Genomic DNA, 11,830 nt, shown 5'->3' with positions numbered 1-11,830 from the left:
GTATAACCTCACCCGCTAACCACCCCCGTCGGAAGGTCCCGATGCGACGCGTCGCCCTGGTCACCCTCGTCGTCGACGACTACGACGAGGCCATCCGCTTCTACACCGAGGCCCTCGGCTTCCGGCTCGCCGAGGACGCCCCGCGCCCCGATGGCTCCCGCTGGGTCGTCGTGGAGCCGGGCGGCCCCGGCACCGGGCTGCTGCTGGCCCGCGCCAAGGGCGAGGCCCAGCGGGCCCGCGTCGGCGACCAGACCGGCGGACGCGTCGGGTTCTTCCTGCACACCGACGACTTCGCCCGCGACCACGCCCGGATGACCGCGGCCGGCGTGACCTTCCTGGAGGAGCCGCGGCACGAGCCCTACGGCACCGTCGCCGTCTTCCAGGACCTGTACGGCAACCGCTGGGACCTGCTCCAGCCCGCCACCCACTGATCACCACCGCACCACCTGCCGAGGAACGAAAACGCCATGACCGCGCCCCGCATCGACACCGAGACTCTCCGTCGGCTCCCCAAGGCCGTGCTGCACGACCACCTCGACGGCGGCCTGCGCCCCGCCACCGTCGTCGAACTCGCGGCGGAGATCGGTCACACCCTGCCCACCACCGACCCCGGCGAGCTGGCCGCCTGGTACTTCGAGGCCGCCAACTCCGGCGACCTGGTCCGCTACATAGCCACCTTCGAGCACACCCTCGCCGTCATGCAGACCCGCGAGGGCCTGCTGCGCACCGCCGAGGAGTACGTGCTGGACCTCGCCGCCGACGGTGTCGTCTACGCCGAGGTGCGCTACGCCCCCGAGCTGAACACCCAGGGCGGGCTGTCGATGCGCGAGGTCGTGGAGACCGTGCAGGAGGGCCTCGCCGCCGGCATGGCCAAGGCGGCCGCCGCCGGCACCCCCGTGCGGGTCGGCACCCTGTTGTGCGGCATGCGGATGTTCGACCGGGTCCGCGAGGCCGCCGACCTGGCCGTGGCCTACCGCGACGCCGGTGTCGTCGGCTTCGACATCGCCGGCGCCGAGGACGGCTTTCCGCCCGCCGACCACCTCGCGGCCTTCGAGCACCTGCGCCGCGAGAGCGTGCCCTTCACCATCCACGCCGGCGAGGCGCACGGCCTGCCCAGCATCCACCAGGCCCTGCAGGTGTGCGGCGCCCAGCGCATCGGCCACGGCGTGCGCCTCACCGAGGACATCCCCGACCTCGCGGCCGGCAAGCTCGGCCGGCTCGCCTCCTGGGTGCGCGACCGCCGGATCGCCCTGGAGATGTGCCCCACCTCCAACCTGCAGACCGGCTGCGCCACCTCGATCGCCGAACACCCGATCACGGCCCTGAAGGACCTCGGCTTCCGGGTCACCCTCAACACCGACAACCGACTGGTGTCGGGCACGACGATGACCCGGGAGATGTCGCTGCTGGTCGAGGAGGCCGGCTGGACCGTCGAGGACCTGCGCACGGTCACGGTGAACGCCCTCAAGAGCGCCTTCATCCCGTTCGACGAGCGCACGGCCCTCATCGAGGACGTGGTCCTGCCGGGTTACGCGGCCGCGCTCTGAACGAGCCCCCTGAGGTAGGCGGCCTGTCCGATGTGCTGAAGGTCGTCGGACAGGACGCTCATCAGGCGGACACCCAGGCTGACCGGGGGATCCCAGCGCTCGTCCACGATCCGTTCCAGATCCTTGGCGGCGAGGCCGCGCAGCGCGCCGAGCGTCTGCTCGTGCACCGCGTCGTAGTACCCGGTGAGCAGGCCGGCGGACTCGACCCGCACCTTCGCGACCTTGGCCGGGCTGTGCCCGTATCCGGTGTCGTGGCGGGGCAGGTCGAGGCCGAAGCGCTTCTCCCAGTCCTGGGAGAGCCACACCTGGTCGAGGTCGAAGGCGTCGGCGATGTGGTCGTCCTGCACCCGGGTGAGATGCCAGACGAGCCAGGCGACGGAGTTGGCGTCGGGGGCCGGGCGGTGGTGCAGCTCGTCCGGTCCGAGGCCGTCGAGGGCGGCATGGACTTCTTCCTGGATGCGGCCGTAGCCGTCGATGAGGATGTCCTTTGCATGCATACCGTCCACCATCCCAAACAGCGGGCGTTCACGCGTCCGGAATCCCGTGGAAGCCGAGCGGCACCCGGCCGGGCAGGTGCACGCGCGCCACGGGCTCGCCGGTGAAGTCCTGAGCGGCGAGGATCACCAGGTCGGCGGCACCACGGTCCGGGTTGTGGAGGTACGCGATCGCGTATCCGTCGTCCTCGGCCGCCCGGTGGTCGGCCGCGTCCCTCGCGACGAACACCGCCTCACCGGCCGCCGCGCCCTTCGGCAGCCGGTGCACCTGCGTTGCACCGCGCAGCAGGTCGTGTTCGACGAGCGCGTTGGAGAAGGCGTCGTCGGGCGGGGTGCCTCCGTACGGTGTCAGATAGGCGGCCGTCAGGCGCTCCAGTTTGAAGGTGACCGGCACGTCGATGACGACCACGTGCTTCCGGTGAGCGCCAAGTCGTGCACCATCGGCGCGTCGGGCATCGGGATCCGGGTGGTGCGGCCGACGCGTCCGGAGGGGCCCACCATCAGGTGCCGGATGTGGTCGCAGGCCGGGTAGTAGGCGATCGCGTGCAGCTCACCGGCGTGCGCCTCGCCGTCGAGTTCGTACGGCGGCGGGCCGTTCTCCTGGAGCGCGAGGATCCGCCCCCGATACGGGATCACACCCAGCGGTTGCGGTACCACTCGGTCCGTCCGTCGCGCAGCCGGACGCGGCCCGTCACCGGCAGGTCGGAGGCCGTCAGTTCCTCGGTGAGAGGGGCGAACGCCCCTCCGGGAAAGGATGGTGACGATCCGTCATCTTCCTGCGGGATGTGCCGCCGCCCGGTCCGGCCGTCCCGCGCAGTACGGTCCGCCGGGGGTGTTCCGCCATGACATGTCCTCCTGACCGTCGTCGTCCTGGCCGACGGTTCCGAGTCTGCGGTGGCGGGCGGCCGTGATCAGGAGGGCTGGGACCCCTCCTCGGAGGGGTCCAGGCCCCCTGTTCCGCCGCCGGTCTCCAGCAGCGTGACGAGCGCCCGGGCGGCGGGACTGGTGGCGCGGTCCGGCGGCAGCAGCGCCACGGTCTCGTACTCCGTCTCGCCCGTGCCCTTCAGTGGCAGCGCGGTGAGCGAGGGCCGCTTGTGCCGGAAGTGCCGGGGTACGACCGCGATCCCCAGGTTCTCGTCCACCAGGTCCAGCAGGCTGTGCACGTCGTTGACCTCCAGTGCGACCGTGCGCCGGACACCGGCCGCGGCGAACGCGGCGTCGGTGGTGCGGCGCGGGCCCCAGTCCGGGTGGAAGTCCACGAAGACCTCACCGGTCAGGTCCTCGGGGGTCAGCACCGCGCCGGCCGAGGCCAGCCGGTGGCCGGGATGGCACAGCACGGTCATCGGCTCGCTCGTCAGCGACACCGAACGCAGCTGGTCGCTGTCCGCCTGGGTGCGGTAGGCGAAGGCCAGGTCGAGCCGGCCTGCCGCCACCTCCTCGGCCAGCGCGCCCGAACCGGCCTGCCGCAGCCGGATCTCCACGTCCGGATGCCGGCCCCGGAACGCGGCCAGCAGCCGTGCCACCTGCACCCCGGCGATGCACTGCTCGGTGCCCAGCGCCAGCGTGCCGCGCAGCACGCCCTGCACCGCCGCGACCGCCTCGTGCGCCGCACGGACCTGCGCCAGGATACGTTCGGCCTCCACCAGCAGCGCCCGCCCCGCCTCGGTGAGCGTCACCCGCCTGGTGGTACGCACGAACAGCGGCGCCCGCAGCTCCCGCTCCAGCGCCCGGATGGACGCCGACAACCCCGACTGGGACACCATCAGGCGTTCGGCGGCCCGGGTGAAATGCTGGTCCTCGGCGACGGCGACGAAGTGCTGGAGATGGCGCAGTTCCATGATTGAGAAGCCTAGCCGCTGAATTCCATCGGATTCTTCTGTTGGACCGCTGCCCGGGCCCCGGGGAAGAGTGGAACCGGTAGATCGTGTGCCAACCCCTCTGGAGTCGCGTTGTACACCGCACACCCCGACCGTTACGCCGACATGCCCTACCGGCGCACCGGACGCAGCGGGCTGAAGCTCCCCGCGCTGTCCCTCGGCCTGTGGCACAACTTCGGCCCGGACCGGCCCGCCGAGACCCAGCGGGCCATCCTGCGCCGCGCCTTCGACCTGGGCGTCACCCACTTCGACCTCGCCAACAACTACGGCCCGCCGCCCGGCGCCGCCGAGTCCGCGCTCGGCGAGGCCCTGCAGGCCGACTTCGGGCCGTACCGCGACGAGCTGATCATCTCCACCAAGGCCGGCTATCTGATGTGGCCCGGCCCCTACGGCGAATGGGGTTCGCGCAAGTACCTGCTGTCCTCGCTCGACCAGAGCCTGAAGCGCATGGGCCTCGACCACGTCGACATCTTCTACTCGCACCGCCCCGACCCGGACACTCCGCTGGAGGAGACGATGGGTGCGCTGCACTCTGCGGTGCAGCAGGGCAAGGCGCTGTACGTCGGCGTCTCCAACTACTCGCCGGAGCAGACCCGGGAGGCCGCCCGCATCCTCGCCGACCTCGGCACCCCCCTGCTCATCCATCAGCCGCGCTACTCGATGCTCGACCGCCGGCCCGAACAGCAGGACCTCCTCACCACCCTGGACGAGCTGCGGATCGGCTCCATCGCCTACTCACCGCTGGAGCAGGGCCTGCTCACCGGCCGCTACCTCGACGGCATTCCCGAGGACTCGCGGGCCGCGAGCGACAGCCCCTTCCTGAACTCGGACGCGGTCACCGAGGACCTCGTGGCCCGCCTGCGCTCCCTCGACGAGGTCGCCAAGTCCCGCGGCCAGACCCTGGCCCAGCTGGCCCTGGCCTGGGTGCTGCGCGGCGGCCGGGTCACCTCCGCGCTGGTCGGCGCGAGCAGCCCGCAGCAACTCGAGGACAGCGTCGGCACCATCCGCAACCTGGACTTCGACGCCGAGGAACTGGCCAGGATCGACGCGATCGTGCAGGGCTGAGCTCCACCCCCCCGTTTCGGGGCACATCGACCTCAGCCGGGGGAGCGGGGGATCTGCCGCGGCACAGCTGATGCGGGAGACGGCCGGCGGCCGGGCCGGTTCCGCCTGCTTCTCCGGCCGCCTCGCCCCGTCGATGTTCCCGCAGGTGCTGCGGTACTGCCTCGGCGAGGCCGACGGGCTGCCGCCCGGCCGGCTGCCGGCGGGGCGGACGAGCGCCTGGCCCCGGCCCTGAGAGCGCCCTCAGTGACGCCTTCAAGCACTGCGGGTGCCGAGCGCGGCCGGACCACATGGGTCCGGCCGCCGCTTCGCGGGCGGACCGCCGTGCGCGGCGGACTCACCGCGGCCGGGCGGTTTCAGGCACCGGCCGGCACCCGGTCCAGAAAGCCCAGTACCTGCCGGATCCGGCCCTCGTCGTCCAGCGTGACGACGTCGAACCCGGCCACCGGCGCCGAGCCGTCGGCCTCGTTCACCAGCTCCCAGCCGAAGCGCGCCGTGTCGTGGTGTCCGTCCACCGCACCGAGCGGGCGGAAGACGAACCCGGGGAACTGCTCGTGCGCCGCCTCGATCACGGCCGCGATGCCCTCGTGGCCGCGGACGTCGGCGAGGGGGTCGGTGTAGCCGCCGTCGGTGGTCCACGCGGCGGCGACCGCCTTCTTCAGTGCCTCCGGCTCGGCGGCGTTCCAGGCCTCGAAGTAACGGGCGGCGGCGCTCTCGTAACGGTCGGTGTTCACGGACATGGTGCATCAGCCTCCATCGAGGTCGCATCTGCTGCTACGTGCTGGTCAAAGCCGGATCCGGGGCTTCGCCGATCCGGTGTGACCACCATGCCGGAGCACCGAGGGGCGGGTCGATTACCTGCCGGGTAATGCCCCGGGGTGCGAACGCGCCGGTGCGTTCCGGCCAGAACCGGCGGTGAATATGCCAGGAGACTGGCCGGAAAGTCGTGGTGACAGTGTTTCGGGAGTGGCGATACTCGAACATCAGGGGCACTTCACCGCACAGGAGCCGCACGGAGAGCGAGGCCGGGTCGGGCGCAACCAGCGAGGCGACGGGGGAGTGAGACGTGCACGACGAATTCCTGTGCCATGTCACGGCGTACGGCATGTGCGACGGTCGGCGCATCGGGGTACCGCTCGGCACGTATCGCGCGCCCACGCTGGCCCTGGCCCTGTGGTGGCTGCGCGACCGCGCGTCCTGGATCGCCGAGCGTCTGGACCCGAGTCCGGAGGACCCCGCCTTCCCGGTGGGCGCGCTGGTGCCGGTCGCGGACACGGTGGCGGACGTGCCCGCGCTGCTGCGCGCCTGGTGCGCCGACGGCGTCCGGCAGGAGCTGGTGGCCGACGAGCTGGCCGGCGGACGGCTGGTGCGGATCGCCGCCAGCGACGACACCACCGAGTACGAACTGCTCGCCGAGTCCGTCGACGCACTGCGCATGCAGCGCACCCTGCCGGCGCTCGTCGTACCCGTCGCCTGACTCGTGTCCGTGGCCGGTGCCGCACTCCGACTCCAGGCGCAGATGTGGACGAATCGGTAGAATTCTGGCCATGGCCGAGCGGCCGATCGCCCCGACGGCGCCCGAACTCGTCCTGGAGACCGATACGGGCTCCACGGTCATGAGCCCGGGCCACGACTACCACGTCGGGCGCGACCCGTTGAGCGACATCGTCATCGACGATGCCCGGGTCTCGTGGCACCACGCCGTGCTGCGCTGCGACCAGGACTGCTGGACCCTCACGGACCGGCACAGCACCAACGGCACCTACGCCGACGGCCGCAGGATCAGCGAATGGGGTGTGCGCCCCGGCAGCGTGATCCGCTTCGGCAACCCCACCGACGGCCCCCGCGCGGTCCTCGCCGGCGCCCCGCGGCCCGCCCCCGACCGCCCCTCCGCGGTGTCCCTGCCCCAGCTGACCGGCACCTTCCGCCGGCCCAGCAGTGTCCGCCCGCTGCCCGCGCGCTCGGTCCGCATCGGCCGGGCAGCCGACAACGACTTCGTGGTGAACGACCTGGTCGTCTCCCGCCGCCATGCCGAACTGCGCGCCCACAGCGACGGCACGTACGAGATCGTCGACCTGGGCAGCCACAACGGCACCTACCTCAATGGCCGGCCCGTCACCCGCGCACCCATGGGGCCCGGTGACATCGTCGGCATCGGGCACTCCGCGTTCTGCCTGGTCGGCGACGAACTCCAGGAGTACGTCGACACCGGTGAGATCTCCCTGGACGTGCAGGACCTCACCGTCGCCGTGGACGGCGGACGCAAGGTGCTCCTCGACCACGTGTCCTTCCCGGTGGGCGAGAAGTCCCTGCTCGCGGTGGTCGGACCGAGCGGCGCCGGCAAGTCCACGCTGCTGAACGCCCTGACCGGGCAGCGTCCGGCCGACCGAGGCACCGTCCTGTACGACGGCCGCGACCTCTACCGCGACTTCGCCGAACTGCGCCAGCGCATCGGCCTGGTCCCGCAGGACGACATCCTGCACCCCCAGCTCACCGTGCGCGCCGCCCTGACCTACGCCGCCGAACTGCGCTTCCCCGAGGACACCGCCGCGGCCGAGCGGCGGGCCCGGGTGGACGAGGTCATCCGGGAACTCGGCCTCGAAAAGCGCGCCGACCAGCCCGTGCACAGCCTCTCCGGCGGGCAGCGCAAGCGGGTCAGCGTGGCCCTGGAGCTGCTCACCAAGCCCTCGCTGCTCTTCCTGGACGAGCCGACCTCCGGCCTCGATCCCGGCATGGACCGGTCGGTGATGAACATGCTGCGCGGCCTCGCCGACGACGGCCGCACCGTCATCGTGGTCACCCACAGCGTCCTCAGCCTCGGCGTCTGCGACCGGCTCCTGGTGCTCGCCCCCGGCGGCAAGGTGGCCTACTACGGGCCGCCCGACGACGCCCTCGCCTTCTTCGGCTTCGAACAGTGGCCGGAGGCCTTCGAGGCCTTCGACCGCGACCCCGACCGCGACTGGGCCAGGGAGTACCGCGAGTCGCCGTTCCACCGGCACTACGTCGCCGAGGCCACCACCCAGCCCCACCACCCGGGCCCGGCCCCCGTCTCCCCGGCACCGCCGCCCCGCCCACGCGGCTGGGGCGCCCAACTCGGCACGCTGATTCGCCGCTACGCGGCCGTCCTCGCCTCCGACCGCACCTTCCTGCTCGTCATGATCGCCCTGCCGTTCGTCATGGGCGCCATGGCCCGCGCCCTGGCCGGCGGCCGGCTCGCCCGGGACACCGCGATGAACGCGCTGCTCATCCTGTGCGTCGGCGCCGTGCTGACCGGCGCCGCCAACGCGGTGCGCGAACTTGTCAAGGAACGCGTCGTCTACCAGCGCGAACGCGCCGTCGGCCTGCCCCGTTCGGCCTATCTGGTGTCCAAGATCGTGGTACTCGGCACGATCAGCGTCGTCCAGGCCGTCGTCCTCACCCTGGTCGCCCTCCTCGGCGTCGACCTGAACACCCCCGGCGGCCGGGGCGTCCTGCTCCCGCCCCTCGCCGAGATCGCTCTGGCCACCGCCCTGCTCGCGTTCACCGCGATGATGCTCGGCCTGCTGGTCTCCGCGCTGGTACGCAAGGAGGAGGTGACGATGCCGCTGCTGGTGCTGCTCGCCATCGTCCAGGTCGTCTTCTGCGGAGCCCTGCTCCCGCTCAACGGTGTGCCGGGCCTGGAGCAGCTGTCCTGGCTCGTGCCCTCCCGCTGGGCGCTCGGCGCCATGGCCGGCACGGTCGGGCTGTCCCGGATCGTCCCGGGCAACCTGACCGCCGACCCCCTCTTCCGGCACTCGACAGGCGTCTGGCTGCTCGATCTGGCCATGCTGGTGGTGCTCTCCGTCCTCTACGGACTCGTGGTCGCGCGGCTGCTGCGCCGGCACGAGCCCGCCGTGATGCGGAAGTAGGCGAACGCGATGGCACACACCCGGAAGCAGGCGCCCCGATGAGCAGAGCGGCAAGTCCCGGATTCCAGCCCACGCACGTCGTGCCGCGGCACGGCATGCCCGCCTGGGAGGCCCCCGACCCGGCCCGGCCCACCGTGCCCCTCGACCCGCTGCTGCCGGTGGAGCTCGTGGAGCGGCGCGGAGACTGGGGGCACATCCGCTGTGCCAACGGCTGGGGCGCCTGGGTCGACGGCCGGCGGCTCATCGCCGTACCCGAGGACCCGCCCGCCGCCGACGGCCCGGCCGGCACCGCCGATCCGCGGCCCCTGCTGGCCCACGTCGAACAGGCCCTGGCGGACTACCGGTCCGCGGTGGAGGAACTGGCCGCCGGCACCCTGGACGGCGAGGAGTTCGAGGACCGCACCCGGGGCCTCAGGCTCGGGATCGTCGTCGACGGGGAGGCCATGTGGCTGTACGACCCCGAGGAGGGCCGCTGGGTGTACGGCGACGGACGGCGGCTGACCACCTACGCCACCGACCGGGAGGTCACCGGCGAGGACGCCGCCGGGCACGCCCCGACCCGGCTGGTAGCACCCGAAGGTGAGCGCTGATGGCGGGCGAGACCAGCCTGTTCTCCGGTCGGCCCTCGGAACTCATCGGCCGGCAGATCGCGAGCTACCGCATCGAGAGCGAGATCGGGCGCGGCGGCATGGCCGTCGTCTACCGCGCCCGCGACCTGCGCCTGGACCGGACGGTCGCCCTGAAGCTGCTCGCCCCCGAACTCGCCCGCAACGACACCTTCCGCAAGCGGTTCACCCATGAGTCCCAGGTGGCCGCGGCGATCGACCACCCGCACATCGTGCCGGTCTTCGAGGCCGGCGAGACCGACGGGGTGCTCTACATCGCCATGCGGCACGTCTCCGGCAGCGATCTGCGCCGCGTCCTCGACCTGCGGGGACCGCTGCCGTTGCCGGATGCCGTGCGGATCGCCGCGCAGGTGGCGTCCGCCCTCGACGCCGCCCACGAGCACGGCCTCGTGCACCGGGACGTCAAACCCGGCAACATCCTGGTCGCCGAGGGCATCGACACCGACCACCCCGAGCACGTCTACCTCACCGACTTCGGGCTCACCAAGAAGTCGCTGTCCCTCACCGGCTTCACCAGCGTCGGCCAGTTCGTCGGCACCCTCGACTACGTGGCCCCCGAGCAGATCTCCGGCCGCCCGGTCGACGGCCGCTGCGACGTCTACGGTCTGGCCTGCGTCGTCTACGAGAGCCTCGCCGGCCGGCCCCCGTTCCTGCGCGACGACGACATGGCGCTGCTCTGGGCGCACCAGTACGACGATCCGCCCCCGCCGAGCGAGGCCCGCCCCGGCCTCGACCCGGCGCTGGACCCGGTCTTCGCCAAGGCCCTGGCCAAGAGCCCCGACGGCCGCTACGACACCTGTCTCGCCTTCGTCGCCGCCCTGCGCGCCACCATGGCGACCCCCGCCGGCCCGGCCGACGTCCGCCCGGCGCAGGAGCCCGACACGGAGACGCACCACAGGGCGACCGACCCGCCGAGCCCCCCGCACTGGGCGGACCCGGTGTACCGGGCCGGCGCAACCGCGCGAAACCCCGCCTGAAATCAATACAGCTAAGGCCCGCCCACCTCGCCCCGCCGGTGCACCCGGCGGGCCAGCAGGCCGCCCAGGAATCCGGCGGCCAGTCCCCACAGCGCGCCCAGGCCCACCGCCTGCCACAGCCCGGGCCGGAGGAACAGTTCTCCGGACAGGCCGCCGCCCAGGTTGCCGATGCCGAGCAGGGAGAGTCCGTAGTGCGCGGAGACACGGCACGTCAGACAGATCATCAGCACCGTCAGCGCCAGCGCCACGGCCAGGTGGACGGCGTGCTGCCACAGGCGGATCCGGGCCGGTGAGGTCGCTGCCGTCCAGAAGCCCACGGCCAGCAGCAGCACCGCGTCCATGACCATCAGCCACCACCACCGGCCGTCGTAGTCGGTGAGCGAGCCGAGATTCAGCGCGGAGACGTCCGGGGTGCGCAGGATCGCGTCCAGGACATGCGGCATGGGCAGGCCGAACGGGCCGTGCACCCGGCCGTTCCAGGTCGCTCCCAGGCCGATGGTGAGGGCCAGCCAGGCCAGATTGGGCAGGCCGAGCAGGATCAGCGCGAAGGTCGCCGGGGCGTGACCCCGGGTGGCCGCCGTGATCAGCGCGGCGACCAGGCCGATGACCACGTACGCGAGGAGCAGCACCACCATGGCCTGCGCCGCCGGGCGCACCGACTCCTGGAAACGCAGCAGCCGCCCCGGCACCGGCGCCCCGCGCGCCACCAGCAGCGCCAGCGCCAGCACCCCGGCCAGCCACAGCAGGCCGAACAGCACCGTCAGCGGAACGTCCGCGCTGAAGCCGACCCGGGGCGCGGCATTGAACAGGCCGGTCAGGTCGCTGAGGGTGCCGCTGCCGACGTCCACGGCGAAGGTCTGCCGGGCGCCCAGGGCCAGGCAGATCAGCGCGAGCAGCCACAGCACCGCGATCCGGGCGGCCCAGCCGGCCAGTTCGCCGGCCGAGGCGACCGCCCGGTGCCGCAGCGGGCGCAGAAAGCCCCCGCCGATCACCAGCGCGCCGACAAGCGTCACCGACAGCGGGATCACGGTGACCCCGGCCCGGGTCTGCGCCAGCACGCCCGCGTTCCCGGAGAGTTCCACACTGCCGCCGACCGCCGTGACCAGGGTCGCGGCCACCACCCTCGGGAAGGCGTCGTCCGGCAGGTCACCCGCGCCGGCCGCCCACAGTCCCAGCGCCGCCACCAGCACCATGACGGCGAGCCCGGTCAGCACCGCGGCCACGGCCTGCGCCCAGCCATGACGGGCGGCGGGCCGCGGGGAAACGGTGGGAACGCTCACGATTGACACGCTAGGCAGCGGTCGCGCACCCCGCCCGCCGGGTGGGCCGTTCGCGTCGGCTTGCGAGCCTCGCCGCCCTG

General features: G+C 72.5%; 14 protein-coding genes. 8 read left to right on the top strand and 6 right to left on the bottom strand.

The annotated features are described in order from the left end of the window. The first annotated feature begins 41 nt into the window (after positions 1-41). Positions 42-431: a VOC family protein gene (locus ACWCQS_RS31975; protein WP_451007677.1), complete on the top strand. Its 390-nt coding sequence runs from the start codon at positions 42-44 to the stop codon at positions 429-431. A gap of 36 nt (positions 432-467) precedes the next feature. Then, positions 468-1,547, top strand: a complete 1,080-nt coding sequence (locus ACWCQS_RS31970; RefSeq protein ID WP_451007676.1) for an adenosine deaminase — start codon at positions 468-470, stop codon at positions 1,545-1,547. On the opposite strand, the gene ACWCQS_RS31965 is transcribed toward ACWCQS_RS31970, so the two are convergent. From ACWCQS_RS31965 to ACWCQS_RS31950, 4 genes are all read right to left on the bottom strand, one after another. Then, positions 1,529-2,044 (bottom strand): mycothiol transferase, encoded by a 516-nt coding sequence (locus tag ACWCQS_RS31965; protein WP_451007675.1) that lies wholly within the window; start codon positions 2,042-2,044, stop codon positions 1,529-1,531. The two genes, ACWCQS_RS31970 and ACWCQS_RS31965, sit on opposite strands and share 19 nt — an antisense overlap. Before the next feature lie 28 nt (positions 2,045-2,072). Then, on the bottom strand, positions 2,073-2,450 hold the full coding sequence (locus tag ACWCQS_RS31960) for a carotenoid oxygenase family protein (protein WP_451007674.1): 378 nt from the start codon (positions 2,448-2,450) through the stop codon (positions 2,073-2,075). Beyond that, positions 2,405-2,677 (bottom strand): hypothetical protein, encoded by a 273-nt coding sequence (locus tag ACWCQS_RS31955; protein ID WP_451007673.1) that lies wholly within the window; start codon positions 2,675-2,677, stop codon positions 2,405-2,407. The genes ACWCQS_RS31960 and ACWCQS_RS31955 overlap by 46 nt, the downstream gene beginning before the upstream one ends. Positions 2,678-2,952: 275 nt before the next feature. Beyond that, positions 2,953-3,879, bottom strand: coding sequence for a LysR substrate-binding domain-containing protein (locus tag ACWCQS_RS31950; RefSeq protein WP_451007672.1), 927 nt, complete (start codon positions 3,877-3,879; stop codon positions 2,953-2,955). A 111-nt stretch (positions 3,880-3,990) separates the two neighbouring features. Between ACWCQS_RS31950 and mgrA the strand changes: the two genes are divergently transcribed. Continuing rightward, complete coding sequence (gene mgrA, locus ACWCQS_RS31945; RefSeq protein ID WP_451007671.1) at positions 3,991-4,983, top strand: L-glyceraldehyde 3-phosphate reductase; 993 nt, start codon at positions 3,991-3,993, stop codon at positions 4,981-4,983. A 70-nt stretch (positions 4,984-5,053) separates the two neighbouring features. After that, entirely contained in the window at positions 5,054-5,215 is a 162-nt protein-coding gene (locus ACWCQS_RS31940) for a hypothetical protein (protein ID WP_451007670.1), read from the top strand. 121 nt (positions 5,216-5,336) lie between these two features. Here ACWCQS_RS31940 and ACWCQS_RS31935 read toward each other — a convergent pair whose 3' ends face one another. Next, complete coding sequence (locus ACWCQS_RS31935; RefSeq protein WP_451007669.1) at positions 5,337-5,720, bottom strand: nuclear transport factor 2 family protein; 384 nt, start codon at positions 5,718-5,720, stop codon at positions 5,337-5,339. A 326-nt stretch (positions 5,721-6,046) separates the two neighbouring features. Between ACWCQS_RS31935 and ACWCQS_RS31930 the strand changes: the two genes are divergently transcribed. The 4 genes from ACWCQS_RS31930 (at position 6,047) to ACWCQS_RS31915 (ending at position 10,470) form a co-directional block, all read left to right on the top strand. Then, positions 6,047-6,457, top strand: a complete 411-nt coding sequence (locus ACWCQS_RS31930; RefSeq protein WP_388634290.1) for a hypothetical protein — start codon at positions 6,047-6,049, stop codon at positions 6,455-6,457. 70 nt (positions 6,458-6,527) lie between these two features. Beyond that, a complete protein-coding gene (locus tag ACWCQS_RS31925; protein WP_451007668.1) occupies positions 6,528-8,867 on the top strand; it encodes an FHA domain-containing protein in 2,340 nt (779 codons plus the stop codon). Between the two features lie 38 nt (positions 8,868-8,905). After that, the gene (locus tag ACWCQS_RS31920; protein ID WP_451007667.1) at positions 8,906-9,457 is read left to right on the top strand and encodes a hypothetical protein; all 552 of its coding nucleotides are present in this window, start codon (positions 8,906-8,908) and stop codon (positions 9,455-9,457) included. Beyond that, complete coding sequence (locus ACWCQS_RS31915; RefSeq protein ID WP_451007666.1) at positions 9,457-10,470, top strand: serine/threonine-protein kinase; 1,014 nt, start codon at positions 9,457-9,459, stop codon at positions 10,468-10,470. Before ACWCQS_RS31920 ends, ACWCQS_RS31915 begins: the two co-directional genes overlap by 1 nt. 11 nt (positions 10,471-10,481) lie before the next feature. Here the strand turns inward: ACWCQS_RS31915 and ACWCQS_RS31910 are convergent, their stop codons facing one another. After that, entirely contained in the window at positions 10,482-11,750 is a 1,269-nt protein-coding gene (locus ACWCQS_RS31910) for a streptophobe family protein (protein ID WP_451007665.1), read from the bottom strand. Positions 11,751-11,830: the final 80 nt, after the last annotated feature.

Source organism: Streptomyces sp. NPDC002076 (genome assembly GCF_053593835.1).
Note: the sequence above shows the minus strand (reverse complement) of the source record. Positions and strands in the feature narration are given on the sequence as shown.